The 26,945-nt window shown below is 43.9% G+C and carries 30 protein-coding genes; 21 read left to right on the top strand and 9 right to left on the bottom strand.

Translation table 11 applies throughout. From position 1 onward, the window contains the following. Window positions 1–317: 317 nt before the first annotated feature. Both ACTQ1L_RS12050 and ACTQ1L_RS12045 read left to right on the top strand, forming a co-directional pair. The gene (locus tag ACTQ1L_RS12050; protein WP_441367385.1) at window positions 318–2,297 is read left to right on the top strand and encodes a RecQ family ATP-dependent DNA helicase; all 1,980 of its coding nucleotides are present in this window, start codon (window positions 318–320) and stop codon (window positions 2,295–2,297) included. A gap of 183 nt (window positions 2,298–2,480) precedes the next feature. Beyond that, complete coding sequence (locus tag ACTQ1L_RS12045) at window positions 2,481–3,071, top strand: ECF transporter S component (protein WP_015568037.1); 591 nt, start codon at window positions 2,481–2,483, stop codon at window positions 3,069–3,071. Between the two features lie 66 nt (window positions 3,072–3,137). Here ACTQ1L_RS12045 and ACTQ1L_RS12040 read toward each other — a convergent pair whose 3' ends face one another. Next, window positions 3,138–3,812: a phosphoribosylanthranilate isomerase gene (locus ACTQ1L_RS12040; protein ID WP_441367383.1), complete on the bottom strand. Its 675-nt coding sequence runs from the start codon at window positions 3,810–3,812 to the stop codon at window positions 3,138–3,140. Between the two features lie 424 nt (window positions 3,813–4,236). Between ACTQ1L_RS12040 and ACTQ1L_RS12035 the strand changes: the two genes are divergently transcribed. Beyond that, window positions 4,237–5,262, top strand: a complete 1,026-nt coding sequence (locus ACTQ1L_RS12035) for a M42 family metallopeptidase (protein WP_441367381.1) — start codon at window positions 4,237–4,239, stop codon at window positions 5,260–5,262. A gap of 59 nt (window positions 5,263–5,321) precedes the next feature. Then, window positions 5,322–5,702: an SMU1112c/YaeR family gloxylase I-like metalloprotein gene (gene gloA2, locus ACTQ1L_RS12030; protein WP_441367379.1), complete on the top strand. Its 381-nt coding sequence runs from the start codon at window positions 5,322–5,324 to the stop codon at window positions 5,700–5,702. 177 nt (window positions 5,703–5,879) lie between these two features. Here the strand turns inward: gloA2 and ACTQ1L_RS12025 are convergent, their stop codons facing one another. Both ACTQ1L_RS12025 and ACTQ1L_RS12020 read right to left on the bottom strand, forming a co-directional pair. Further along, window positions 5,880–7,178, bottom strand: coding sequence for a tyrosine-type recombinase/integrase (locus ACTQ1L_RS12025; RefSeq protein ID WP_441367378.1), 1,299 nt, complete (start codon window positions 7,176–7,178; stop codon window positions 5,880–5,882). Between the two features lie 122 nt (window positions 7,179–7,300). Continuing rightward, on the bottom strand, window positions 7,301–7,951 hold the full coding sequence (locus ACTQ1L_RS12020) for a helix-turn-helix domain-containing protein (protein WP_441367376.1): 651 nt from the start codon (window positions 7,949–7,951) through the stop codon (window positions 7,301–7,303). A gap of 181 nt (window positions 7,952–8,132) precedes the next feature. Between ACTQ1L_RS12020 and ACTQ1L_RS12015 the strand changes: the two genes are divergently transcribed. Both ACTQ1L_RS12015 and ACTQ1L_RS12010 read left to right on the top strand, forming a co-directional pair. Continuing rightward, complete coding sequence (locus ACTQ1L_RS12015) at window positions 8,133–8,348, top strand: helix-turn-helix domain-containing protein (protein WP_009288849.1); 216 nt, start codon at window positions 8,133–8,135, stop codon at window positions 8,346–8,348. Window positions 8,349–8,603: 255 nt separating this feature from the next. After that, on the top strand, window positions 8,604–10,034 hold the full coding sequence (locus ACTQ1L_RS12010; RefSeq protein ID WP_441367374.1) for a MobA/MobL family protein: 1,431 nt from the start codon (window positions 8,604–8,606) through the stop codon (window positions 10,032–10,034). A gap of 148 nt (window positions 10,035–10,182) precedes the next feature. Here the strand turns inward: ACTQ1L_RS12010 and ACTQ1L_RS12005 are convergent, their stop codons facing one another. From ACTQ1L_RS12005 to ACTQ1L_RS11995, 3 genes are all read right to left on the bottom strand, one after another. Beyond that, window positions 10,183–10,839 (bottom strand): DUF1648 domain-containing protein, encoded by a 657-nt coding sequence (locus ACTQ1L_RS12005; RefSeq protein WP_441367372.1) that lies wholly within the window; start codon window positions 10,837–10,839, stop codon window positions 10,183–10,185. Beyond that, a complete protein-coding gene (locus tag ACTQ1L_RS12000; protein ID WP_277084059.1) occupies window positions 10,836–11,105 on the bottom strand; it encodes a metalloregulator ArsR/SmtB family transcription factor in 270 nt (89 codons plus the stop codon). The genes ACTQ1L_RS12005 and ACTQ1L_RS12000 overlap by 4 nt, the downstream gene beginning before the upstream one ends. Window positions 11,106–11,337: 232 nt before the next feature. Beyond that, the gene (locus ACTQ1L_RS11995) at window positions 11,338–11,715 is read right to left on the bottom strand and encodes a TnpV protein (protein ID WP_441367370.1); all 378 of its coding nucleotides are present in this window, start codon (window positions 11,713–11,715) and stop codon (window positions 11,338–11,340) included. Between the two features lie 502 nt (window positions 11,716–12,217). Here ACTQ1L_RS11995 and ACTQ1L_RS11990 point away from each other — a divergent pair. Continuing rightward, the gene (locus ACTQ1L_RS11990) at window positions 12,218–12,709 is read left to right on the top strand and encodes a type II toxin-antitoxin system PemK/MazF family toxin (protein ID WP_441367368.1); all 492 of its coding nucleotides are present in this window, start codon (window positions 12,218–12,220) and stop codon (window positions 12,707–12,709) included. Between the two features lie 494 nt (window positions 12,710–13,203). Here ACTQ1L_RS11990 and ACTQ1L_RS11985 read toward each other — a convergent pair whose 3' ends face one another. Next, window positions 13,204–13,791 (bottom strand): NADH peroxidase, encoded by a 588-nt coding sequence (locus ACTQ1L_RS11985; RefSeq protein ID WP_441367366.1) that lies wholly within the window; start codon window positions 13,789–13,791, stop codon window positions 13,204–13,206. A gap of 64 nt (window positions 13,792–13,855) precedes the next feature. Beyond that, window positions 13,856–14,242 carry a Fur family transcriptional regulator gene (locus tag ACTQ1L_RS11980; RefSeq protein WP_441367365.1) on the bottom strand — a complete coding sequence of 129 codons (387 nt, stop codon included), beginning with the start codon at window positions 14,240–14,242 and terminating at the stop codon, window positions 13,856–13,858. Between the two features lie 210 nt (window positions 14,243–14,452). Between ACTQ1L_RS11980 and ACTQ1L_RS11975 the strand changes: the two genes are divergently transcribed. The 8 genes from ACTQ1L_RS11975 to ACTQ1L_RS11940 all read left to right on the top strand — a co-directional run bounded on the left by ACTQ1L_RS11975 (window position 14,453) and on the right by ACTQ1L_RS11940 (window position 21,731). Further along, window positions 14,453–15,214 carry a DUF6128 domain-containing protein gene (locus ACTQ1L_RS11975; RefSeq protein WP_441367364.1) on the top strand — a complete coding sequence of 254 codons (762 nt, stop codon included), beginning with the start codon at window positions 14,453–14,455 and terminating at the stop codon, window positions 15,212–15,214. 404 nt (window positions 15,215–15,618) lie between these two features. Further along, window positions 15,619–16,401 (top strand): uridine phosphorylase, encoded by a 783-nt coding sequence (gene udp, locus ACTQ1L_RS11970; RefSeq protein WP_022292497.1) that lies wholly within the window; start codon window positions 15,619–15,621, stop codon window positions 16,399–16,401. 34 nt (window positions 16,402–16,435) lie between these two features. Further along, window positions 16,436–17,089, top strand: coding sequence for a deoxyribose-phosphate aldolase (deoC, locus tag ACTQ1L_RS11965; protein ID WP_321112002.1), 654 nt, complete (start codon window positions 16,436–16,438; stop codon window positions 17,087–17,089). 35 nt (window positions 17,090–17,124) lie between these two features. Next, a complete protein-coding gene (locus ACTQ1L_RS11960; RefSeq protein WP_441367362.1) occupies window positions 17,125–17,544 on the top strand; it encodes a cytidine deaminase in 420 nt (139 codons plus the stop codon). A 119-nt stretch (window positions 17,545–17,663) separates the two neighbouring features. Next, window positions 17,664–18,650, top strand: a complete 987-nt coding sequence (add, locus tag ACTQ1L_RS11955; protein WP_441367361.1) for an adenosine deaminase — start codon at window positions 17,664–17,666, stop codon at window positions 18,648–18,650. 75 nt (window positions 18,651–18,725) lie between these two features. After that, the gene (locus tag ACTQ1L_RS11950; RefSeq protein ID WP_441367360.1) at window positions 18,726–19,913 is read left to right on the top strand and encodes a phosphopentomutase; all 1,188 of its coding nucleotides are present in this window, start codon (window positions 18,726–18,728) and stop codon (window positions 19,911–19,913) included. 55 nt (window positions 19,914–19,968) lie between these two features. After that, on the top strand, window positions 19,969–20,790 hold the full coding sequence (locus tag ACTQ1L_RS11945) for a purine-nucleoside phosphorylase (RefSeq protein WP_441367358.1): 822 nt from the start codon (window positions 19,969–19,971) through the stop codon (window positions 20,788–20,790). A gap of 224 nt (window positions 20,791–21,014) precedes the next feature. Beyond that, window positions 21,015–21,731 (top strand): MerR family transcriptional regulator, encoded by a 717-nt coding sequence (locus ACTQ1L_RS11940; protein ID WP_441367410.1) that lies wholly within the window; start codon window positions 21,015–21,017, stop codon window positions 21,729–21,731. A gap of 146 nt (window positions 21,732–21,877) precedes the next feature. On the opposite strand, the gene ACTQ1L_RS11935 is transcribed toward ACTQ1L_RS11940, so the two are convergent. Continuing rightward, window positions 21,878–22,048, bottom strand: coding sequence for a DUF362 domain-containing protein (locus ACTQ1L_RS11935; protein WP_015517610.1), 171 nt, complete (start codon window positions 22,046–22,048; stop codon window positions 21,878–21,880). A gap of 363 nt (window positions 22,049–22,411) precedes the next feature. On the opposite strand from ACTQ1L_RS11935, the gene ACTQ1L_RS11930 reads away from it, so the two are divergent. The 6 genes from ACTQ1L_RS11930 to atpB all read left to right on the top strand — a co-directional run bounded on the left by ACTQ1L_RS11930 (window position 22,412) and on the right by atpB (window position 26,917). Next, window positions 22,412–23,932 (top strand): L-threonylcarbamoyladenylate synthase, encoded by a 1,521-nt coding sequence (locus tag ACTQ1L_RS11930; protein WP_321112009.1) that lies wholly within the window; start codon window positions 22,412–22,414, stop codon window positions 23,930–23,932. Window positions 23,933–24,004: 72 nt separating this feature from the next. Then, a complete protein-coding gene (gene upp / locus ACTQ1L_RS11925; RefSeq protein WP_321112010.1) occupies window positions 24,005–24,634 on the top strand; it encodes a uracil phosphoribosyltransferase in 630 nt (209 codons plus the stop codon). Between the two features lie 105 nt (window positions 24,635–24,739). Continuing rightward, window positions 24,740–25,225 carry a deoxycytidylate deaminase gene (locus ACTQ1L_RS11920; RefSeq protein WP_321112011.1) on the top strand — a complete coding sequence of 162 codons (486 nt, stop codon included), beginning with the start codon at window positions 24,740–24,742 and terminating at the stop codon, window positions 25,223–25,225. Window positions 25,226–25,401: 176 nt separating this feature from the next. Further along, window positions 25,402–25,728, top strand: a complete 327-nt coding sequence (locus tag ACTQ1L_RS11915; RefSeq protein ID WP_441367356.1) for an AtpZ/AtpI family protein — start codon at window positions 25,402–25,404, stop codon at window positions 25,726–25,728. Next, entirely contained in the window at window positions 25,709–26,140 is a 432-nt protein-coding gene (locus ACTQ1L_RS11910; RefSeq protein WP_055224455.1) for a hypothetical protein, read from the top strand. The genes ACTQ1L_RS11915 and ACTQ1L_RS11910 overlap by 20 nt, the downstream gene beginning before the upstream one ends. Before the next feature lie 39 nt (window positions 26,141–26,179). Further along, window positions 26,180–26,917 carry a F0F1 ATP synthase subunit A gene (atpB, locus tag ACTQ1L_RS11905; RefSeq protein ID WP_173858647.1) on the top strand — a complete coding sequence of 246 codons (738 nt, stop codon included), beginning with the start codon at window positions 26,180–26,182 and terminating at the stop codon, window positions 26,915–26,917. Window positions 26,918–26,945 lie beyond the last annotated feature (28 nt).

Here is a 26,945-nt window from a genome sequence, read left to right as displayed (position 1 = left end):
TTGCAGTGCATAATTGTATTGGATATGATATGATGATTAAAGGGTCAAAAGGTATCATCGATGCATGCTTGCTGCAATTCGATGTATACCTTAGTGACCCGCACTACACCGAGAAAGTAGCAATTTGCTGCGGGAACGCAGGAAATTAGCGGATTTCGAGGTGTAGTCAGATTACGGGAATGCGTAGCATGTAGTAATCTGATTAATCATAAATGAGGGGCAAAATACCTTTTGACCCTCATATCATACTATATATAAAACAATGATCTGAGACTATACAGGATAATTAAGCAGCTTATGGAGGACAACAAGCATAAATGAACATAAACCAGACACTCAAACAATACTTTGGCTACGACAGTCTTAGAACAGGGCAAGAGGAGCTCATAAACGGCATACTTTCCGGGCACGATGTGCTCGGTATCATGCCGACAGGCGCAGGAAAATCGCTGTGCTACCAGCTTCCGGCGCTTATGCTTAAAGGAATTACGCTTGTTATTTCGCCACTTATCTCGCTCATGTCAGATCAGGTCAAGGCTTTAAACCAGGCAGGTGTGCATGCCGCCTATATCAACAGCTCACTGACCGAAAACCAGATAAGGATGGCACTTTCGTATGCCTCACAGGGGCGCTACAAGATAATCTATGTCGCTCCGGAGCGTCTCAACACGCCGCGTTTTCTGGATTTTGCCTGCAACGCGGACATATCGATGCTGACAGTTGATGAGGCACACTGTATATCGCAGTGGGGACAGGATTTCAGACCGAGCTATCTGGAAATTGCCGGATTTTTAACGAGACTTCCAAGACGACCGATAGTCAGTGCGTTTACAGCGACCGCCACGGAGCGCGTGAAAAATGATATAGTGGCTTCGCTTGGACTTAACAATCCGGTTACTATGGTGACAGGGTTTGACAGACCTAACCTGTTTTTCAGGGTTGTTACAAGAAAGGGAGGCAGCCAGAAGGACAACAGCATCATCAACTATGTGAAAAAGCATGAGGACGAAAGTGGAATAATATACTGCGCAACGAAAAAGAATGTGGATAAGCTATATACCCTTTTAAATGAGCAGGGCATTTTGGCGGGCCGTTACCACGCAGGGCTTTCAAATGATGAACGTAAGCAGAATCAGGAGGATTTTACATACGACAGAATTCGTGTGATGGTTGCCACAAACGCATTTGGAATGGGAATCGACAAGTCAAATGTGAGATATGTGCTGCATTATAACATGCCACAGAGCCTCGAGTATTACTATCAGGAGGCCGGAAGAGCGGGGCGAGATGGTGAGGAAGCGGAATGTGTGCTGTTTTTCTCAAAGCAGGATATCATGATAAACAAGTTCCTTCTGCAGAATAAGGCTTCAGCTGGCGATGTGGCATCCGACATGCAAAAGACAGCCAATGACCAAAGAAAGCTGCAGCAGATGATAAATTACTGCGAGACGGACAAATGCCTGAGAGAGTTTATACTTTCATATTTCGGAGACACAACGCCATGCATCTGCAACAAATGCAGCAACTGTGTCGTTGTGGAGGATGAAGAGGAGGAGACATACGTTGAAACCGGCAAAAAGCGCAAAAAGGCAGCACAGCTTGCAGGACTTAACGAGCTTGGTGCTGCGCTGTTTGAAAAGCTGCGCAGCGTGCGTACAGAGCTGGCTGCAGAAAAGTCGGTGCCTCCGTATATCATCTGCTCCGACAAGACCTTAAAGGATATGTGCGCAAAGCTGCCGCGGGATAAGGAACAGCTTGCCGATGTGTACGGAATGGGCGAGCAGAAGATACAAAATTATGGTGAAGCGTTTGTGACGGCGGTAAATGCATTTGTTGCAGAAAACCCAAATCATTCAGGCAGCACGGCTGATGAAAGACTACAGACTGTTTTAAGCGATGCGGAGGCTGTTGAAACCGGCAGCACGAGAAAAAAGAAGCTTCCGTTTTATATCGAGCCACAGAAGCTTGATGATGTAGAGCTCACCGACAAATGCATGCTTACAGAGCTTACGAACAAAATAAATGAGCTGTGCCCTGCTGATAAGGAGCACAAAAAGCTTGCAGCCTCGTTTATAAACGAGCTTCTTATTGCAGAGGGATATCTGGAGGAAGTTACAGAAGGCGAGAACAAGATAAAGCGTGTCACCGAAAAGGGACGAAGCGTAGGAATAGATGAGGAAGAGCGCAAGGCAAAATTTGGTGGAAACTATTACGCTATCACCCATTCGAAGCAGAGCCAGCAGGTGATAATAGAAATGCTGAAAAAACACTATGGCAGCATTAAATCACAGGAGTAAATGGACTTTAGATAAACTGGATATATAAATTTATATAAAATTGGATATATACTTGATGCCACATAAGAGTATTATATAATTTAATTGTAACTATTAAGAACTACTGAGAAAAAACTGATGCATAATGCTTAGATGTAAGCAGCAGATTTTGAATAGTTACATATAATCAAATGGAGGCATTTTATGAGAAACGAAAAAGTTCAAAAACTCACACTTACAGCACTTATGGCAGCTTTATCATATGTCATATTCACATTTTTACAGATTAAGGTCACATTACCGGGTGGCAGCGCCACATCCTTTCACCTGGGCAACGCGGTCGTAGTACTTGCAGCTTTGCTCTTAGGCGGAGTATACGGAGGAATCGGTGGAGCAATCGGAATGACAATCGGCGATTTACTTGACCCGATATATATCACCGGAGCGCCAAAGACATTTTTCCTCAAGTTTATGATTGGTATTATCACCGGTCTTGTAGCACACAAGCTTGGAAAGATTACATATTCAACAGACAAGAAACATGTATTTAAATGGACAGTCCTTGCAGCATGTGCAGGAATGCTCTTCAACTTTATTTTTGACCCGATAATAAGCTATTTCTACGATATGCTTATCCTCGGAAAGCCGATGGCACAGCTCAAAATCGCATGGAGCGTGACTACAACAGGAGTCAATGCAGTGATATCAGTGATTGCTGCGACAATCGTGTATATGGCACTGAGACCGGTGCTCATCAAGGCAAATCTGTTTTTCAAGATTGGCAAAGAAAAATAATAGTTACATAATTTCATAAAATAAAATCCACATACATCATGTTGAAAGAGATGTATGTGGATTTTTTTATGATTTTATTGCCGAAACAAAATCATGTATCTTGTCCGGATTCTTACCCGCTCCGTTATCATTTTCTACACCTGAGGATACATCAACTCCGTCAGGATGCACGGCTTCAATTGCCATGCGCACATTGTCGGGATTTAAGCCCCCTGCAAGCAGCAGCAGCTTTTCATCGCGGGGGATATTGTCAACCAGCTTCCAGTCAAAGGTTTTTCCACTGCCGGGCTCAATGGCATCAAACACATAGCCTGCGATACGTGAATCGTTGTGATACTTCTCATAGCTGCCCATATCAGAGACATTGAAGGCTTTGAGAATCGGGATAGCTATTGCTGCCTCCGCCTCTGTCTCCGGAATTTCCCCATGTATCTGGACATAGTCAAAGCCTGCAGCCTCAATCTGTCTGACCTGCTCTATGGATGGCGAAACTACAACGGCGACTTTTTTGATGGAAGCATCAAGGGCTGCCATAATCTCCTTTGCCTGTTCGATGGATATATTTCTCTTGCTCTTTGGAAAAAATAACACCATTCCCGCAAAATCAACGTGATTTTCATTGAGATACCGTGCTTCAGCAGGTGAAGTCAGACCGCAGATTTTTATTTTGGTGTTGGAATTTGTATCTAAATTTATTTTTGTATTTATATCTTTATTATTATATATATTCAGTGTATTCATATCCTAAGAATAGCATTGTTGCAGGTTAATCGCAAGTAGATTGACCATAAATTGTTGGGTGTTGTTCGCAAGTCGCGGATCCCATGGCGCACACACTATCCCACGTTCGCTACGCTACGCAGCTAAGAGACTGTACGAATTGTGCCAAAGGTTTTCTTAACTTGACGAAACCGTCGAAACTCGCCATCCATGGCTCGATTTCTCCTTGCCTCGGCGTCCATGCCTCGGCATTTCTGCGTTACATAGCACAATTCTACAGTCTCTAAGCAGCTTCGCTATTCGCTTACATGGAATAGTGTGTGCGTCATGGTACCCGCGGCTTGCGAATAGAGTACTACAAACAATGGTTAATACGGATTGCATGCGCAAAAATGAGATGTTATAATGCAGTTAATAAACAGTAATAAAGCAGGAGATAACAATTATGTCAACAGAAGAGATTAAAGAATATATCGGAACACAGCTCAAAGCACTCACATCAATAGCAAGCCCTACAGGTTTCACAAAAAATGCCACAGACTATCTGATGAAGCAGCTTGAGGCTATGGGATATGCGCCACAGCTTTCAAATAAAGGAAATATCAGCGTAGAAATCGGTGGAGAGGGCGCACCTTTGGTATTGGCAGCACATGTGGATACACTTGGAGCCATGGTTCGCTCAATAAAGGATAACGGACGTCTACGCCCGACAACTATCGGCGGTCATCAGTGGAGCACAGCAGATGGAGAAAACTGCATGGTTTTTACGCGTGATGGCAGAATGTACACAGGCGTGGTGCTAAATACAGAGCCATCAGCACATGTGGCAGACGAAAAAGTCGAGATAAAGGAAGAAAACATGGAAATCCTGCTCGATGAAAATGTAAATGACAAGCAGGGCGTAGAGGCACTTGGCATCCAGACAGGGGATATTATCGCCATGGATCCACGTACAGTCATCACGGAGAGTGGCTATATCAAGAGCCGTTTCCTTGATGATAAGCTGTCAGCCGCCATCTTACTCGGGGTGGCTCATTCCGTAAAGGAGGAGGGCTGGAAGCTAAACCGCAAGGTCACACTGCTCTTTACGGTTTATGAGGAGGTAGGCCATGGCGGAAGCTTCGTACCGGAGGATACAGAGGAGATGATTTCCGTAGACATGGGCTGCGTTGGAGCCGACCTCGGCTGTACGGAGCATATGGTTTCAATCTGTGCGAAGGACTCAGGCGGACCTTACAACTACGAGCTTGTTACAGAGCTTTCAAATCTGGCAAAGAGCGAGGGGCTTGACTATGCAATCGATGTTTATCCGCACTACGGCTCTGATGTTGAGGCAACACTGCACAGCGGATATGATATCCGTCATGGCCTTATCGGTGCAGGAGTTTATGCATCGCATAACTATGAGCGCTCACATATGGATGGCGTGGAGAATACTTATAAGCTTTTGAAAAAATATATTACAAAATAGTATCATTGTGATACATTATTTCATGTATTCAAACAAAGTAGGAGAGAGGCAAATACACCATGAATTTAAAAAAAGTTCATCATATTGCCATTATTGGGAGCAACTATGAGAAATCAAAGCACTTTTATGTGGATCTGTTAGGTTTTTCTATTATTCGGGAAAATTACAGACCAGAACGTGATGATTATAAAATTGATCTTCAACTCGATGAGATAGAATTAGAACTTTTTATCATTAAAAATTGTCCGAAGCATCCAAGTTATCCAGAGGCTTATGGTCTCAGGCATCTTGCCTTTGCTGTAGACTCGGTCGATGATACTGTAAGAGAATTGAATAAAATGGGCATCATAACTGAGCCGATTAGACTCGATACTTACACAGGAAAAAAAATGACATTCTTTCATGATCCTGACAATCTACCCTTGGAAATTCACGAATAAGGTATTGCAGTGAAAAGATATGCCCTGTTTTGGGCTGTGATTTTATAAATTCAAGTTTATTTAATCAATCCTCCGAAACCCTTGTATTTTCAAGGAAAATCGGCATTTTAATACTCGTTCCTTATGTATTTTCCCTTGTTTTTGCCCTTATGAGCCGAAACAAGGGAAACTTTTTGTTTAGGCTTCCCCGACCACCTTATCAAGCAGTCTTGCGGAAGTTCGTTTCGCTTCCCTCTTAGAGTGAGCGTAAATGTTCATTGTGGTACTTACGTCAGCGTGTCCGAGCAGTTCCTGCACATCCTTTGGTGCTGCACCATTGGAGAGCAGATTGCTGGTGAATGTGTGTCTCAGCATATGAAAATGGAAATCTTCAAATCCTTCCAGCTTCTTTTTTGCCGACCTCGTCATAACACCAACCGTACTCGGTGACTCGTATGCTCCGTCAGGTCTCAGGCAGACAAAGGATATTTCCTTGTATCCGTCAGGTACTTCCTCCGTTCTCGGCAGGCTGTAGACTTCATAGTAAGTACGGTCTTTCTCTTTGACCTCTTTGTAGTAGTTGAGGTGATAGAGTTCGCCATACTTGAAGCGGTTCTTATGCTGTTCCGTCTTTGCCTTTCTGAGAATGTCAGCCAGAGTGTCGCAGAAGTCCACGGTGCGGACTTTCTTGCGTTTGGTAGCACCTATCTCTGTCTTGTGCCTTTGCCCATTGTATCGCATACTGCGTCGTACTGTGAGGTGTTGTCCGTCAAGGTTGATGTCCTGCCAAGTCAATGCACACGCTTCTCCGATACGAAGCCCTGTGTAGTAGGCTATCTGCATCGGGAGCAATGCAGGATTATCTTTCTTTTTCAGAAAGTCCTCCAACATTAAAAACTGCTGATGGTCAATGGTCGGTGCATTGTCAACTTCGCCGTCCTCGTCTGCAAACAGTTCGTATTCCTCTTTCTTTCCTCTCCATACCACATACTGCATAGGGTTAAAGGAAATCAGTTTCTTTGGGAATACCGCAAATCGGAACGCCCCCTGCAATACTGCTGAGAACAGTCTCAGATACCCTTTGCTGAGTGCCTTTGCTGTTGTCCCGTCAGGGTTTTCTCCTCCGAAAGTAAGGAAATCCATAAATGCCTGTAAATGTTCCGCAGTGACCGTTTTCAGCTTTCTGTCTCCGATAGGATATTTCTTTATCCTGTTCACTGTTCCCATATATGCCATCACTGTACCGTTGCTCAGATTGCCGGGTTTCAGTTCTTCCTCCACCCACATATCAAGCAGCATACCCACAGTAGTATTCTCAGGCTTTGCCACGAACTTCTTCGCTTCGTAGTCCTCCATTGCCTTGCGGAGCAGACTTTCTGTTTCCGATTTGCTTTCTGTGCCTGCAAACTCACGCTGTACCATTTTTCCGCTTTCATCTTCTACATAGAAGCGGTAGTACCATTTCTTGCCCTTTTTTCTTACAGATCCTTTTGCCATTGATAAATAGTCCCCTTTCTATCCGTGGCAATCGGAACTGTGACGTATGGTGTGCGTAAAGTAAATAGTGTCACATCCGCCGATTGTTTCATCGGCTTTTTTGTTGTCAAAGAGCCACGGAATTATTCTTTTTCGGCAAGCCTTGCTTCGGCTTCCGCTACTATCCCGAAAAGGTCTCCCATCTTCACAGCGGTACGACCTTCATCGTAGATATGTAAAATTCCGTCTAAGAATCGTTTCATATCCTCAATCGGTGCTTCCATCTCTTTATGGTAAACTCGTTCCTTAATCGCTCCCGACTCAATCGCATATCTCATAAGTGACTGTTTCAGTCCTTCATCTTCTGCAACACGGTCAACCTCTGTCATAGCATCGGAGAAGTGGTGGCAGAGAACGGAATACAAATCAATCATCTTTCCGAGGAATGTGGTAAGGAGCTGTTGGTGTGGTTCTCCATTCACAACCGTAGACACGGTATCAATGTACTTTCTGATATGTTCTTCCAAGTCTTTTTCGCAGAGCGTCTTGCTGTCATATTCCTTATCCTCTGAAAGACCTGTGAGCCATTCAGGAGTGGTAAGCAGTGCTTCTGCCAGTCCATTGATAATCATTGTTCTCTTTGGGTCTACGCCATCTGCTTCGTATCTCTGTATCGTTGACTTGTTCACTCCGATACGTTTGCCAAGCTCCGGCATTGTGAGATTCAATTCTGTTCGACGTTCTTTTACTCGTTCACCGACCTGTTTTGCGGTGAATGTAATTTCTTTTTTCAAGGTTTTCACCTCCTGACGAATACAAGTATAGCACATTAAAACCCATTTTGCAACTATATTTCTGATAAAAGTTAAAAAATATCTTTAACAGGTTGTAAAATGAGTTGACAAGAGATGGCAAAATAAGTATAATGATAATTGCAAAGTTGCAAAATGAGTATTCTGAAAGGAGAGATGTGTAATGACAGCAATTAAAATGGGTTTAACTATCGAAGAAGCAGCAGAATGTACGGGTATCGGTAGGAACACAATGCGAAAACTGGTGGACTGGGGCAAACTGCCTGTTCTGAAAGTCGGACGAAAGACGATTATCCGCAGGGATACGTTGGAGCGTTTTATGACGGTCAATCAGGGCAGGAATCTCCTCAATCCAAGCGATGTACGAAAAGTGGAATAACCGTTCTCCAAAGCCCTCGGCGTTTGAGAGCGAAATACACCCCTCGCACAAATCTGCGATTTGTACTCTGGGTATTTCGCCCCTGCGGGGAGCCTGTATCACAACTTCGGACACCACCACCTCAGTTATGATACAGAGGAAATTGCGGTGCAATTTCCATTGCTGTCCCACCAATCACCGATAGCTGTGACAGCCGCACCCGACAAGTCGGTTGCGTGATGAGTACGGTATTCTCAGCGAAGAAAGGAGCAAAGGTTGGCAAGACATTCGTTTATTCAGATGTCGAAGCTGCCCAATGTTAAGGGAAGAATCTCATATATCACGAGCCACGCCAAACAGGAAAACCTTTACGCCACCTATCGTACCGCCGACAATACCTTTTGGAAGAATCTTGCCAGGGAAAGTCAGCAGGAGTTCCAGCGAAGCGGAACAACAGGGAAGTGTATCGAAGCAAGGGAGCTAATCATTGCTCTGCCGGAGATTTACACCACCTTTGACCCACAGCAAGTGCTTGAAGAATTTACGAATAAATTCCGACAGCAGTACGGAGTGGAATGTGTATCGGCTCTGCACTACAACAAACGCAAGACCAACTACCACATCCACCTCATATTCAGCGAAAGGAAACTGCTTCCCGAACCGGACATCAAGATTGCCACCAGAAGCGTATTTTATGACGAAACAGGAAAAAGGGTACGAACCAAGAAAGAAATCACAGACGAGAACGGTCAAGTCCGAAAAGGCTGTACCGTTATCAAAAAGGGGGAAGTTTACGAAAGCCACTTATTCACAACCAAAGACGAGCGTTTCAAAACAGAAGCGTTCATAGCAGAAGCAAAAGAGGTTTACACGGAGCTTATCAATTCCCACATTTCAGATCCTGAACAGCGGCTGAAAGTGTTTGATAAGAACAGCGTGTATCTCCCAACAAAAAAGATAGGCAAGAACAACCCCAAGGCTGCCGAAATCGAAGCAGACAACGCCGCAAGGCAGGAATGGAACAGGACAGCGGATTTGGCTCTTGTATCGGGCATTGAAGAAGCAAAGATACTGGAAATCAAGCAGACCGAAATCCACGACAAAGTCGGTCAGTCCATCCGTGAAAACGGTTGGCTTCCAAATCTGTTCAGAAATATCGTAGGCAAGGCAAAGGAATTTCTCCAAGCCATCATCCGTGAAAAGGATATGCCGCCCAAGCCAGTCCTTGATATGGATATGGACGAGTTCCGCACAATGCAGAACCTAATGATAAAGGTACAGAAACAGGCGAAAGCAATCAAGAAGATACAGGAAGTCACACTTCCGAATCTGCGACAGCAGCTTGCAGAAACAACGGGTATCTTCAAAGGCAAGGAGCGTAAGGCTCTGGAAAAACAGATACAGCAGACCGAAACCGAACTTGCTGAAAAACTGGATAAAATCCCCGATATTCTTAAAGATGACGGTTATCCTGATGTACAGGCATTTATGAAAACTTACCGCAAAGCAGAGGCTATTGTGATACAGTATAACCAAGACCTTGCAGAATGGGAGCAGGCAGTTAAGAACGGACAGAAACCTGCTGAAAAACAGCACAGACCGCCCGAAAGACAAAGTGTGCGTAACAGGCTCAGACAGCTTCAGGAAGATGGTAAACAGAACTCTCAGCCGAAGCAGAGAAAGAAATCCCAAGACAGGGAAAGATAATCACGACATAGGAAATCAACACCGCAGGGCAACCTGCCTTGCGGTCTTACATATATATCAGAGCATAAGAAAACACCCTGCAAGATTTTTGCGTCTTGCAGGGTGTTCATATACATATAAAAGGTTTCCATAAGCACATATTACAATATTAGTACTTTTTTGATAATGTGTAGGTATAGTAGGTGTCAACAATTAAAAGAAGTGTTACGATACCCATTGTCCACCAGAAGCAAGAAAAACCTTTCGTTAAAAAGCACGCTATGATTATTATAAAACCTCCTACAATAGATGAAATACCACCAAAGCGTTGACTCTTTTTCCACGTTGTTTCATTTTTCATACTCCATACTGTTCTCAATCCTACAACTGAGTTCATTCGTAGTTTTGGCATAATGTTACCTAATATAATCATTGCAACTCCAAGCAGTCCAAATAAAAGTTGGTTAATATCAAGTGCAATTGAAGACAGATTTTCAATCGAATTGAAATCAGCATACAAAAAATAGCCTGTCATAGCGTTAAAAAGTGCAAGAGATACAATTCCTGCCACAATACATACATTTTCGTTATTGCTTCCATTTTCTTCTTGTTTTGCAGAAAATTTAGCCATACCAAGCATAAAATAGCCAAATAAAATTGTAATAACAGGGAAAATTAATGTTTCGTATTTGCTACCCCAACGTGTTACTTGATTATTCATATCATAATGAGCTGGAATTTGCTCTGGCAAGAATTGTAAGGCAATCAGAACAACTGCCAATGGTAAAAACATAAGACTGTAAAAAATGACTTTTTTCTTTTTCATTGTTGACCTCCACGTAAATTACTTATCCACATAATTGTTTCATCAAGAATAGATAAATTTAATTCATAGTAAATAAAATTTTTATATCGAGTTTCGTAAATCAAGTCTGCCTTTTTTAGCTTTGATAAATGATATGACAATGCCTGTGGTGTCATATCCAATGCAATAGCTAAATCGCCTGAGCTTATTTTCCCTTCCTGTAACTTTAGCAGAATTTTTCGACGAGTATCGTCTGCTAAAGCAGCTAACACTTCATTTATAGCCAATCCACCACGCTCCAATCTATTTCAAACAATCTTTAAATAGATTATATCAATTTAGCGTTGGTTTGTCAATAACTATTTCAAAATATTTTTAAATAGCAAAACAAGAGATACCGTCAATGGTCACGATGAACAGTCAAAGCACTGCCATTGACGGTATCTCTTCATTTTGCTTACGAGCAGACAAGGGCGATAAGCCTAATACTGGCTTACCGCCCCCCCCAATCCCTACTTACTATGCGTAGATAATCTCGCTGTAAATAATTTCCCTAACTCTGGACTGAATTTCATTCATTTTCTGCACCCACAACATAGCATTATCGGCTTTCAGTCGTTCGGTCACATTTTCCTGCTCGGCAATCTGCTTCGTCAGCACGAGTAAACACTCCTGCGCCTGTCTATCAATATCGGCAAGGTAAGAGTTCAGCGTACCCTCTATCAGCATTGTGGTGTAAAGGTAGTGTTTATGCTCTTTTAGATACTCTTTGTGGCGTCGTCCCCATAAACCGATAGGCTGCGTTTCTTCTTCGGAAAGTATCAGACAAGGGATATAATAATCTCCCTGCAATTCATACCATAAGCCGTTGCTTTCATCAAAAATGTACTTGTCCATATAATAAATCCTCCAGTATAATATATTCGCACATACGTCACAGTTCTTCGATTGCCACATTCTGTTATATCTTGTTATCAGATTTTCTTGCCCTTGTGTTTGCCCTTATCAGCTTCCAAGGGAAGAATAAACATAAGTGAAATCGTATAATAAATTAAGGTGAGCATTTTGCGATAAACCCTTTATTTTCAAGGCATTTGGAGGATTTTATTAAAACCCTGTGAGGGTTAATAACCACTTATAAAATTGTGGTTTTCAAATTCAAGTTTGCCGAACTGACCCAAAAGAGCTCGAAGGAGCTCTTTTTCCTTTTTTATAATAGTATCATTATGGTATAATAGACACATTAAAATCAGGATTTTATGAAATGTTAAGAGGAAGCTAATGAGAATGATGGTAGAAAAAAAGAAATCAATAGTTTTTGTAGAATCATGTGTGAGTATATGTTATTATAGTATGTAGGGTAAGAACCCTACATACGGTAATGATTGGAGTGAAAAGAGTGACACCGGAAGAAAAAAGTGTCTTAGTTAAATCGCAAAAGATTAGCAGATGGAATGCACAAAAACTATATTATAATATTGGAAAAAAATCTCAAAGAAAATGGACCGTAAAAAGAGGAGAGGTTTATTTTGCTGACTTGGGAGAAAATATAGGTAGTGAAGAGAATAAAATCAGACCTGTTGTTGTTTTACAATCGAACGCATATAATTTTCATTCACCTGTATTTACAGTAGCAATTATTTCTTCTAGTACGCTCACAATTCCTGATATTCAGATTCCGATAACAGGTAAATATCCTTTTGTGGATGAAAATGGAACGACCAAGAATCTGTGTGGTGCAATAGATCTCGGACAGATAAAGACAATTGGTAAAGAGAGAATTGTATCAAAAAAAGTTTGTGATTTATCCGTGGAGATGAAAGAAGTTGATATTAAGCTGTTGAATGTTCTTGGGTTAAGCAGTATAATAAAGAAAAAGGATGAGGAATAGGATGAGGAATAGTTATAAAATCCTTGACTTTCCATATAATATTGGTGTATGATATTCATACAGTTATGGTTGGTCTGGCGACTGACCGGTAAAAATTGATTCAGTTGTGGTGAATCTGGCGATTCATCGGTAAGCCCCTATGAAAGTAGGGGCTATTTTTTTTACATAAGCCATTTGGACTAACCATCCAGATGGCTATTTTTTTACCCTTTTTTGGGGTAATGGATGTAGAAAGGTGGTGATACATGATGGAAAAAATAAAACTTCAATTATCAGGCTGAAATCCGCATAAATAGCGGATTTGTAACCAATTAACGTGACACAAAAGATGATGACACTTTTAATGAATATCAGTCTTGAAAATAACAGGCTATGACACAAATATGCCACTTAAAATGAATTATAAACATTTTTCTATAAAAAGAGGAACAAGTACATAAATACTCATTCCTCTTATAAAGCCTTATTTTAAGCGGTTCTATGCTATTTTGTAATTAACCAAAATATCTGTCAAGAAGTCCCTTAAGGGCTTTTCCGTGTCTAGCCTCGTCACGAGCCATCTCATGAACTGTATCATGGATTGCATCAAGGTTGTTCTTCTTAGCACATTTAGCAAGGTCAGTCTTTCCTGCAGTAGCACCGAACTCACAGTCAACTCTCCAAGCGAGGTTGTCTTTTGTAGTAGCCTTCATGTTAGGCTCAAGGTCCTCACCGAGCATCTCTGCAAACTTAGCTGCATGCTCAGCTTCTTCGTAAGCTGCCTTCTCCCAGTAGAGACCAATCTCAGGATATCCCTCGCGATGAGCTACACGAGCCATGCAAAGATACATACCTACCTCAGAGCACTCGCCCTCGAAGTTAGCCTTTAACTGCTCGAAGATGTATTTCTTATCTTCATCAGAGATCTCAGGATTGTTCTTAACAGTTGAAGCGTATACTCCAAACTCATGCTCTGCAGCAAGTGTTAAATCTCCCTCAACCTTCTTGAATTTATCTGCGCCAACGTGGCATACCGGACACTCTGCCGGTGGATTCTCTCCCTCATAAACGTATCCACAAACTGTACAAACCCATTTTGCCATAATAATGTTCCTCCTTTTAAAGATAGTAAATAAATGTTTAATTGTTGTAAAAAACTGTCAGGCTCTAGGAAAGCTCATTCTCGCAATCCGGACAAAGTCCGGTAAACAAAACTGAGCAGCTCTCAATCGCTAAATCAGTGGATTCCTGCACCTGTGTCATCAGCTCATCGGCGAAGTCCAAATCAATATCCATCACGTGTCCGCAGCCTCTGCATATAAAGTGATAATGAGGTACTGTATTGTAATCGTAATGGTCAGGACCGACTCCGGTCGAAATCTTGATGATCTCACCAATTTCCTCAAGCAAGGAAAGGTTTCTGTAAACAGTTCCAAGACTGATGTTGGGAAATTCTTTTTTGATATTCTGATAGATAGTTTCAGCAGTCGGGTGATCGGTCCGGCTCGCCAGAAAGTTGACTATCGACTCTCTTTGACGACTATACTTAATCATATGAATCTCCTCTCAAATGAAATCAGGAATTGTTACTGAAATTAATATACACTATAGTACTATAATTGTCAAGAGAAAAATAAGAATAATTCCTATTTTATTTTCTCGAGATGACTCGAATAGCTATAAATCAAGTATAAATTAATAACACGCATAATATCACTGCTTTACTCATAGAATAGTACAAAACGCGCAGGCGGGTAAATAAGCATGAAGAGATTCGTTACATACCTGTATTTATATGATGGCAGAATAAAAGGAAATAATGCAGGCTTTATAAAAGTGGAAATAAATGGAGAAAAAAGTGCATTTCTCGTACAGATAAAAAATCTCGGAAAATACTCCGGAAAAGGAAGAGTGTATCTGGTATATGAAGCGGAAGAATCCATAGAGGCAGGGGAGCTTACGGTAAAAAACGGTGAAGCGCGCGAGATATATAATGTAGATACCGAAAACGTAAAGGACAGTGGAAAGACATTTTTGCAGGTGCTCGGTGTAAGGATAGAGCTGGAAAATGCAGATGAAAAATTTCTGGCAAGCTGCTGGACGGATAACACGGAAGCAGTTATAAGAAAGCCACTCAAGGTACAAGCAGATTTATCAAATAAGAAAAACCCTGTATCGACTCCTAAGCCTGAACCGGGCTGCCAGAAAGAAATCCATAGTCAAAATGTTGATGACAGTCAGGACAAAATCAGGCGCATAGACATATCAGAGCTTCGCACGCTTCCAGCCAAAAACTGGTACATAGTCAACAACAGCTTTCTTACACACGGTTACGCAAACTATAAGCATCTCGTCATCAAAACGGATACAGATGGCAGGCAATATCTCGGAGTGCCGGGCGTGAGCGAGCCGCAGGAGCGCATGCTGGCAGGGATATTCGGCTTCACGGAATTTGAGCCGGCCGCACCGGCAAATTCAGCGGATGTCGATAGCGGAGTGTTCGGATACTGGTTCTGCCCGCTGTAGTTTTTATAGTTTGTCAGAAAATTGTGGCATGAGATACCGGCGCGCGTATACTCTCACAAGAGCGCATAGCGAAGCCGGTTAGATACTGTAGAATTATGCCATGAAGCACAGAAATGACTTGCCAGGGAAGGCAAGTCAAGGAGCTATCGAGCCATGGAGGGCGAGTAGCGACGGTTTCGTCAAGCATAAAAAATCTGCAAGCATAATTCGTACAGTATCTTATCGGTGTAGCGTCAGCTCAGTGAGAGTATACGCGCGCCGGAATCCCATGCCGCAATTTTCGTATTACATAAAAACCATACACAAATTTTTTTACAAGGGAAAATGTCCTTTCCTCTGCACAAAACCACAGAAATTGTGTATAATTAAAGCTAACAAAAGAAAACTGTGGGAGGTGGCATTACATGAAAAATTATTCAAAGGATCCTGACAGACAGTATCATATCCAGGTCGCAAAGGGAGAGGTCGGCAGGTATGTTATCATGCCGGGAGACCCGAAGAGGTGTGTTAAAATAGCGCAGTACCTTGACAATCCGGTCCTGATAGCTGACAACAGGGAGTTTATCACATACACCGGCACATTGGATGGAGTGAAGGTCAGCGTAACATCGACAGGCATTGGCGGACCATCCGCATCTATAGCGATGGAGGAGCTGTACAGATGCGGTGCAGATACCTTCGTGAGGATCGGAACCTGCGGAGGCATGCAGACAGATGTGAAAAGCGGTGACATCGTGATTGCGACAGGGGCCATCCGCATGGAGGGCACATCAAAGGAGTATGCGCCGATAGAGTTTCCGGCTGTGGCAGATTTAGATGTCACAAACGCGCTTGTTGCGGCAGCAAAGCAGAAAAACTTTACGCATCACACAGGCGTGGTGCAGTGCAAGGATGCATTTTACGGACAGCACGAGCCTGAAAAAATGCCGGCAGGCTACGAGCTTATCAATAAATGGAATGCATGGAGGATGCTTGGCTGTCTTGCGTCAGAGATGGAGTCAGCCGCTCTTTTTGTCGTTGCGGCAAAGCTTGGAGTCAGGGCAGGCTCATGCTTCCTTGTGGTCGCAAATCAGGAGAGGGAAAAGCTCGGGCTTGAGAATCCTGTGGTACGCGATACGGACATGGCGGTTCAGGTGGCGGTTTCGGCAGTGCGAAACCTCATTCGCGAGGATTGCGCCGGAGAATAAGTCAGACATAAAACACAGAAACGGAGAACAGACATTGGATATAAATGAAATTTTAAAACACGTTGACCATACACTTTTATCCCCACAGGCTACATGGGACGAAATCAGGCAGATATGCGATGATGCGATAAAATATCACACAGCATCGGTCTGCATACCACCAAGCTATGTAAGTCAGGCAGCAAAGTATCTGGGTGAAAGGGTAAAGGTCTGTACAGTGATAGGCTTCCCTAACGGATATTCGACCACTGCGGTGAAAGCCTTTGAGACAGAGGATGCCCTTGCAAACGGAGCGAAGGAGATAGATATGGTCATCAATATCGGCTGGCTCAAGGATAAAAGGTATGAGCTGATAGAGGATGAAATAAAGAAGCTCAAGTCTATATGCAAGGATAAGGTGCTTAAAGTCATCATCGAGACCTGCTTTCTCACAGATGAGGAGAAAATCAGGATGTGCGATATCGTGACGAGCGCAGGGGCTGATTACATCAAGACATCTACAGGATTTGGCACGGCAGGTGCGACCTTTGACGATATAAAGCTGTTTTCAGAGCATATCGGGGAGGGTGTGAAGATGAAGGCTGCCGGAGGCATTTCTTCATTAGATGATGCAGAAAGATTTCTTGAGCTTGGCGCTGACAGGCTTGGGACAAGCCGTGTGGTGAAGCTTATTAAGGCTATGGACTGAATTTTCGTATACAATAAATAACCGGGGAATTATATATGGATAAAAAAACAATTGAAAAACTGATTGATACAGCCCTTGCACAGCTTGAATTTTCATATGCGCCGTACTCAGGATTCAATGTCGGTGCGGCTCTTTTAGCAAAAAATCAGGCAGTCTACACCGGCTGCAATATAGAAAATGCAGCCTACACACCGACAAACTGTGCGGAAAGGACAGCATTTTTCAAGGCTGTGAGTGAAGGCGTGCGGGATTTTGAGGCAATCTGTATCGTGGGCGGAAAGAACCAAAAAGCGACGGGTTATACAGCGCCATGTGGAGTATGCCGCCAGGTTATGATGGAGTTTTGCAATCCGAAGACCTTTAAAATAATACTGGCGATTGACAGGGAAAACTATAGGATTTACACACTGGAGGATATGCTCCCGCAGGGGTTTGGACCTGCGAACCTTGAGTAGAGCGACCTGTAGCTGTACCTTTAATGGGCTGTATAATGGGCTGTAATAGTTGTTGGTTATATGGTCGTGTGAACATTAGCCGCCTCAACAGGAAGTGGGAAACCGGAAATGGGGGAAATATGGAGAGAGAAGAGAATATAAGAGACAATATAATAAAGCTGCCGAAAATTGAGCTTCACTGCCATCTTGATGGCTCATTAAGCCGTGAATTTGTCGAGAAAAGGCTTGGCAGGACGGTGCAGGAGGCAGAGCTTAGCGTGTCGGATGACTGCACAAGTCTGGCACAGTATCTGGAGAAATTTGACTTGCCGGGGCAGTGCATCCAGGATGAAAAGGGGCTTGAGGGAGCAGCCTATGATGTGCTTAAGGGCATGCATAGGGAAAACGTCGTATACGCGGAAATCCGTTTTGCACCGCTGCTTTCAGAGAATGAGCGCATGAGCTGCGAGCGCGTGATAGAGGCGACGATTAAGGGACTTGAGAGAGGTAAAAAGGATTTTGGCATAGAATGTGGGCTTATTGTGTGCGCCATGAGGCATCACAGCGAGGAGCAAAACAGACGCATGCTGCACACCGCAAGGGAATTTTTAGGCGCGGGTGTGTGCGCGGCAGACCTCGCAGGTGCTGAGGTGCCTTACCCTATGTCAGGCTTCATGGAGCTTTTCAAATATGCAAAGCAGCTTGGGCTGCCTTTTACAATCCATGCGGGAGAGTGTGGAAATGCACAGAATATCATAGATGCAGTGGAGGCTGGCGCGGCCAGGATAGGCCATGGAATAGCCGTGAGAGGCCACGGAGAACTTGAAAGGCAGCTTTCGGCAAAGGGCATAGGCATCGAGCTTTGTCCGATAAGCAATCTGCAGACAAAGGCGGTGGCATCTGCAGACGAATATCCCATCAGGGAGTTTTTGGACGCCGGATTAAAGGTCACAATAAACACAGACAACCGCACCGTAAGCAATACAACTCTGTCAAAGGAGCTTGAATTCATAGAAAGAACCTATGGCATACGAGATGAGGAGCTGCCGCTTATGATGAAAAATGCACTGGATGTGGCATTTGCGGATGATGCCGTGAAGGAGAGGATTTTCAGACAGCTGGTATAGTGCCGCGAGACTTATGGAGATTTAACATTTAACCGCAGCACAAATTTACGGACCGGAAAATGGAGGTATGACACCATGAAGAAATATAACAGAATTTTTGTGATAGTCCTGGATTCTCTGGGAATCGGCGCAATGCCTGACTCGGAAAGGTTTGGAGACACAGATGTAGACACCTTTGGACATATACTTGAGAGTATGCAGACTCTCGACATCCCAAATCTTACAAGGCTTGGAATGCTCAATCTGCACTGTGGCGGTCAGATGCAGCCGGCTGCTGAGCCAATCGGCCGATTTACGCGGCTGGCAGAGGCGAGCAACGGCAAGGACACGATGACAGGCCACTGGGAGATGATGGGCATAAAAACCGAAAAGCCGTTTAAGACCTTCACAGAGCACGGATTTCCACCGGAGCTCATCGCTGAGCTTGAGAAGCAGTGCGGAAAAAAGGTCATAGGCAACAAGAGCGCCAGCGGCACTGAGATAATCGAGGAGCTCGGAGAGGAAGAGATAAAGAACGGTTCGATGATTGTATACACGTCAGCGGATTCGGTGCTTCAGATTTGCGGTAATGAGGAGACCTTTGATTTACAGAATCTCTACCGCTGCTGTGAGATAGCCAGAAAAATAACACTCAAGGACGAGTGGCGAGTAGGGCGCGTCATTGCCAGACCATATGTGGGAAAGAAAAAGGGTGAGTTCGTGCGAACCTCAAACAGGCACGACTATGCGCTTAAGCCTACAGGTCTTACTGCATTAAATGCATTAAAGGACAGTGGACTGGATGTCATTTCAGTCGGCAAAATCAATGATATTTTCTGCGGAGAGGGCATTACAGAGGCATTCCGCTCAAAAAGCTCGGTTCATGGAATGGAGCAGACCATTGATATATGTGAGAAGGATTTTAAAGGGCTGTGCTTTGTGAATCTGGTCGATTTCGATGCACTGTGGGGTCATCGCAGAAATGTGACAGGCTACGGAGAGGAAATAGAAAAATTTGATAAAAACCTGGGCATTTTAATGGAAAAGCTAAGGGATGATGATCTGCTCATACTGACCGCAGACCACGGAAACGACCCTACCTACAAGGGAACAGACCACACACGCGAATATGTGCCTTTTATCGCGTATTCAAAGAGCATGAAGGGCGGTGGCGCAATTGAGGAGGAAGCCACCTTTGCGGTGATTGGAGCCACAATTACTGACAACTTCGGCGTAAAAATGCCGGAGGGTACCATCGGACATTCTATTCTTGAAGAACTTTAAGGGGGAATATCTCAGGAATTTTTTAAACTTAAACAGAAAATATATGGAGAAAAAAATGAACAGTATATATGAAAAACTCACCACATGCCTTGCAAGTGTGCGTGAAAAAACAGATTTTGTACCGGAGACAGCCATAGTTTTGGGCTCGGGACTTGGAGACTATGCAGAGCAGATTAAGATAGAGACAACCATAGATTACAAGGATATCAAGGGCTTTCCAACATCCACAGTTCCCGGACACAAGGGCAGGTTTGTATTTGGATATGTGGATAGTGTGCCTGTTGTCATCATGCAGGGCAGAGTACATTATTATGAGGGGTATTCGGTAACAGACGTTGTGCTGCCGACACGCCTCATGGGAATGATGGGCGCAAAAAAGCTGATACTCACAAATGCGGCAGGCGGTCTTAATACTGATTTTAATCCGGGAGACTTTATGCTGATTTCGGACCATATCGCGACAGCCATACCAAGTCCACTGATCGGAGCCAATATTGATGAACTGGGCGAGCGTTTTCCGGATATGAGCGAGGTATACAGCCGTAGAATGAGGGAAATCGTAAAAGAAAAGGCAGATAAGCTGGGCATAAAGCTGAGAGAAGGAGTCTACGTACAGCTCACAGGCCCGCAGTATGAGACCCCGGCCGAGGTCAGGATGTGTAAAATACTCGGAGGAGATGCCGTCGGAATGAGCACAGCCTGTGAGGCACTTGCAGCGCGTCATATGGGGCTTGAGGTTTGCGGAATCTCATGTATCACCAACCTTGCAGCAGGACTATCCGACAAAAAGCTCAACCACAAGGAAGTGCAGGAAACCGCAGACCGCGTGGCAAAGCAGTTTACAGAACTGATCACTGCTGTAGTGAAGGATATATAAACGGAAGCAGATTACATTGAGGTGTGAACAGTAACAAAAAACCGCGAAATGTCGAAAGTTGCGACCGAAACCAATTGAATGAGAGTTCTATCAAGGCTATAATTGAACCAGTACAGCGATATAACTTTTTTCGCAGTGCTGGTTCTTTTCGATGTGCCAAAAGCGTATAGCGAATAAAATATAATTTCAGACAGGAGGACTTCAATTTGGAGAAAGTACGTTACATGATTTCCGATGCGGCAGCCGCCGTGGATGTGGAGACTCATGTGTTGCGTTACTGGGAGGATGAGCTGGGACTTGATGTGCCTAGAAATGAACTTGGTCACAGATACTATACGAGAGATAATATAAAGCAGTTTTTAAGGATAAAGGAGCTCAAGGAGAAGGGGTATCAGCTTCGTGCAATCCGCGATATGCTTCATTCGGATGCACCAGGTGAGCCATTAAATCCACCGAATCCTGCGGTCATGGAAAAATCTGTACAGCCTGTAAATTACCCAAATATTGCAAATCAGGCGGCAAAACAGGAGGTGTATGGGTATAATCCCGCATATCACGATAAGCTGGACGGATACAATCATACATACAGAAGCCGCACGGCAGAAGAGCGTATGGATGAGTTTCGCGAGCTGATGAGCAATATCGTGGGGAGAGCCATAGCACTGAACAATGAGGAGCTGAGTCAGCAGATATCCACTGAGGTGCAGGAGCGGATATTAAAGGAAATGAACTATCTGATGCGCGAACAGGACAGCGCGCAGGAGGAGAGATATAAAAAGCTGGACGCTGCCATACGCGGAAATCTGCGTAGAAAGGGGCTTTTTTCCAGGAAAAGGAACGCGGACATGCCTGCAGATACAAAAATAAGTGCTGCAGACACCAAGGGAAAGAAGGGACGCGACAAGACGCATACACATGAGCTTAATCCGGTGAGGCTGTAGAGCATGCAAGACAACGCTTACACTATAAAAATAATTACTGCAAAAAACGCTTACAGCATAAAAATGATTACAATACAAAGACGATTACAACACAAAAAAAGACGACCTATAACAGGTCGTCTTTCTTTCTTACAGTATGCTAAAAATTAGCCCTGGCTGATTGCTCCAGTTGGGCAAACACCAGCACATGTACCACAATCGAGACAAGAATCTGCATCGATTACGTACTGTGAATCACCAGCAGAGATAGCTCCTACTGGGCACTCACCAGCACATGTACCACAGCTAACGCATGAATCAGAAATTACGTATGCCATAATGAAATCCTCCTTATAAAATAATGATCATTATTCGCCGTTATTGGCTTATCTGCATTTTAGTACAAAACGCAGAATAATGCAATGCCAAATAAAATTGTACTTACTTTTACACAATCTTATATAAAAATTACCAAATATTGAGTAAAACTTGAAATGCTATTGTTACTATTGTATAATAAATAGAAAACTATTCAGAACCTCTGAGGACAAAAGAGCTGATACCTCATGCTTACATGTAAGCAGCAGGTTTTCCTGCTCTCGAGGTGGCTCTGAATTGTTACAATAAAAACACATGATTATTTAGAAAAACTGGTGTTTGCACATGGTATATTACTGTAGTATGTGCGGTGAGGATATAAAATGGAAACAAAAATTATAAAAATAGATCAGGACAATTTAGACCATAAGCTCATGCAGGAGGCAGGTGATTTGATTGCAGCCGGTGAGCTTGTAGCGTTTCCGACAGAGACAGTGTATGGGCTTGGCGGTGATGCTTTAGATCCGGAGGCATCAAAGAAGATATACAGTGCAAAGGGGCGTCCGTCGGACAATCCGCTTATCGTACACATATCAGATTTTTCGGATTTGGAGCGCATCGCAAAGACGGTGCCGGAGGATGCAAGGAAGCTTTCGGATGCTTTCTGGCCGGGACCTCTTACCATGATAGTGGAGAAGGGCGATGCAGTGCCGTATGCCACAACAGGCGGCATGGACACAGTGGCTGTGCGCATGCCGAATCATCCTATAGCGCTAGATCTTATAAGAAGAAGCGGTTGCCTTATCGCGGCGCCAAGCGCCAACACATCCGGCAGACCGAGCCCTACAGAGGCTGCACATGTGGCTGAGGATTTAAGCGGCAAAATAGCCATGATTATAGACGGAGGACCGGTTGGCATAGGAATAGAGTCCACCATTATTGACCTGACAGAGGATACACCTATGGTGCTGCGCCCGGGATACATCACACCTCAGATGCTTTCAAAGGTATTAGGCAAGGAGGTCATCATCGATCCGGGAATCATAGCGGCAGATGATACTAGAAAGCCCAAGGCCCCCGGCATGAAGTACAAGCACTATGCGCCAAAGGCTGACATGGTCATCGTGGACGGTACCAGAAAGCATGTGATTGCAAAGATAAATGAGCTTGTGGCTTCGCACAGGGATGATGGCAAAAAGATAGCAGTCATCGCAACAGAGGAGACAAAGCAGTTTTATGATGCAGATGTTGTCCTGTCGATGGGAAGCAGGGCCGATGAGGATTCGATAGCCCATGAGCTTTACCGTATATTAAGGGATTGTGATGAGCTCGATGTGGATGTGATTTTCTCGGAGAGCTTCTCCACACCGCGTATAGGACAGGCCATCATGAACCGTATGCTAAAGGCGGCAGGCCATCAGGTGATAGACACACATGTGAAGTATGACAAAATCATTTTTGTCGCACAGACCGGCACATGCAGGGAGCAGATGGCAAAGGGCATCATGAACGACTTTGTACTCAAGGTGCCGATGGAGATTGAGGCGAGAGGACTTGTTGTTCAATTTCCGGAGCCGGTCAATCAGAAGGCAGAGGCAGTGCTCATAAGCAATGGCATTTCCACGGATGGCATGGTGTCAACGCAGCTTGAGGAATCTGATATCACGGAGAGTACTATGGTATTTACCATGGAGTCATCACAGCGCGAGCGCATCATAGAAAGCTTTGCCGATATCGACCCGGAGCAGGTCTTTGTGCTTTCACAGTATGTGGGCGATGAGCTTGAGATACTTGACCCTTACGGCGGCACGCTTCAAAGCTACGGACTGTGCTATGAAAGCCTCAGAGCCACGCTTAAGAAGCTGGTAAAGCTCTTAAATGCAAATGGTGAAAATAATCAGTAACCGGAATACAAAATACATAAATGACAAACAAATATAAGACAACACAATACAAGACAAAGGAGAACAAATATTATGGGTAAGGTAGTAGTTATGGATCATCCGCTGATTCAGCACAAGATTGGAATTATGAGAAGAACCGACACAGGTTCAAAGGATTTCAGAACACTCGTCAGCGAGGTTGCGATGCTTGAGTGCTACGAGGCAACAAGAGATCTGGAGCTTGCAGATGTGGAGATTGAGACTCCTATCTGTAAGGCCACTGTAAAGGAATTAAAGGGCAAAAAGCTTGCAGTTGTTCCTATCTTAAGAGCCGGACTTGGTATGGTGGAGGGTATGCTTGAGCTCATCCCTGCCGCAAAGGTTGGACACATTGGCATGTATCGTGACCCGGAGACAGCAGAGCCTATCGAGTACTATTGCAAGCTTCCGGCAGACTGCGCCAACAGAGAGGTATTTGTGGTAGACCCGATGCTCGCAACAGGCGGTTCAGCAGTTGCAGCGCTTGATATGCTCAAAAAACGCGGTGTGAAAAACATCCACTTTATGTGCATAATTGCAGCTCCTGAGGGAGTAAAGAGACTCACAGAGGCACATCCTGATGTGGATGTATATATAGGCGCACTCGATGATCATCTCAATGAGCACAAATATATTGTGCCGGGACTCGGAGATGCAGGAGACAGAATTTTCGGAACCAAGTAATAATAATGATGATAATAGCTGCAGGTTGCTCTGAGGTGTAAACAGTGATATAAAACAGTAAAGTAACAGACAGTGTGATAGACCATATTGAATGGAGGTGTATATATGGGCGCTTCGGAAAAGAGAAAGGATTATATCTCATGGGATGAGTATTTTATGGGCATAGCGATGCTTTCAGGCATGCGCTCGAAGGATCCGAATACCCAGGTGGGGGCATGCATAGTGGACCCGGAGCACAAGATACTCTCCATGGGTTACAACGGATTTCCTCTGGGCTGCTCGGATGATGAGTTCACCTGGGCCAGAGAAGGAGAGGACAACAAGTATTTTTATTCTACACACAGCGAGCTCAATGCCATCTTAAACTACAGGGGCGGAAGCCTTGAGGGAGCGACCATATATGTCACCCTGTTTCCGTGTAATGAGTGCGCTAAGGCAATTATACAGTCCGGCATCAGGGAGGTAGTCTACGACAGTGACAAGTACGAGGGCACTGCCAGCGTGACAGCTTCAAAGAGGATGCTGAGGGCAGCAGGTGTTACAATTCGCAGGTATGAGCACACAGGTCGTGAGGTGACGCTTGTGCTGTAGCACTTGTGGTGTAATGTACACTTATTGGTTGTATGGTTATTGCTGTCAGATTACAGCCTTATACTGCAATTGTTATGTTAAATTGACGCGATTTGACATAAAACACATATATTTTTTATGCATTTTACACATAAAAATATAGACAAAAGCAATAAAAATGATATAATAATTTGTATATGAAAAGAGATAATAAGAAAGAGGTAATGAACGCACTTATCATGGTTTTCCAGTTTGGAATCAACATGATTGTGCCGATATTTCTCTGCACACTGGCCGGTGTGTGGATTGGGAAAAAGACCGGAGCGGACTGGGTAACTGTTCCATTGTTTTTCCTTGGAGCGTTTGCGGGGGTAAACAATATATACCGTATGGTTCAAAAATTCCTGAAGCCAGAGGATGATGGCAGAGCCGTCAGACAGACACCGGGCAGGCAGAGTACTACGGAAACAGAGATATCAGACAGTATTAGCAGGGTAGAGAAGGATGTTAAAAAGAATAAATGACGCATTGCCGGGACTTGTATTTGGGATAGTTTTTTACGGGATTGTTGTGCAGCTTATTGGGGTATGGTTTGTCACAGACAAAATTTCATATTCTATCGGCTTATGGTATGGGATAGCGATAGCTGTTGGTATGGCTGTCAATATCGCTACAGTCATATATGACGCAACCGCCATATATGGACAAAAGGATGCCAATCGCAGGATCGTAGCAAAATCACTTTTAAGGTATATTGTTGTTGCGGTCCTGTTATTTATATTGGGACTATTTGATTTTGGAAATCTGATAATGGCCTTTGTCGGTATGCTGGGGCTCAAGATTTCAGCATATTTACAGCCTTTATTTATGAAGGTGACAGACAGATTTTCCGGGAGAAGTGATGCATCTTCCGCCGGCGAAATGGAGACAGAGTAGCAAAACCGCAGGTAAACTTAATAAGGAGGAGGTGATAATGTGAATCAGGCGATTTTACTGGAAAGTAACGCAGACAATATCGACTTTATGATCCATGGTATTTTTTCGATAAAGGTATTCGGTCAGGAGGTCTGGATTACCACATCGCATGCCTGTATCCTCATAGTGATGGCCATTATGGTCATATTCGCTATAGTGGCAAACAGGAAGCTTAAAAAAGCAAAGAAAGTACCGGACGGCTTTCAGAATATCATCGAGCTCATCGTAGAGATGCTCGACAAGATGGTTGAGGGAACCATGGGTAAGTGGGCTCCGAGGTTTGTAAACTACATCAGTACGATTTTTATATTTATACTGATGAGTAATATCTCAGGCTTGTTTGGCTTAAGACCACCGACAGCCGACTACGGAACCACACTGGCGCTTGCACTTATTACATTTTTCATGATCAGATTCAATAAGGCTAAGCATCAAAGCGCAAAGGATATCTGGACCGGTATGTGTTCACCACTGCCGCCGTGGCTGCCTATATGGGCGCCAATCAACATTATCAGTGAGATTGCAATTCCTATCTCATTATCATTGCGTTTGTTCGCCAATGTGTTGTCAGGAACTGTTATCATGGCGCTGGTATATGGTCTGCTAAGGTTTATAGCCATAGCGTGGCCGTCAGTACTGCATGTATACTTTGATTTGTTCTCAGGAGCAATTCAGACATATGTATTCTGTATGCTGACAATGACATACGTTACACAGGCATGTGAGACGGATGAGTAAAACTATAAGATGTATTTTTAGGAGGATT

The organism is Agathobacter sp. LCP21S3_B2 (assembly GCF_052118705.1).
Taxonomy (GTDB): domain Bacteria; phylum Bacillota; class Clostridia; order Lachnospirales; family Lachnospiraceae; genus Roseburia.
The sequence above is the reverse complement of the archived record's forward strand: the minus strand, read 5'-3'. Positions and strand labels throughout refer to the sequence as shown.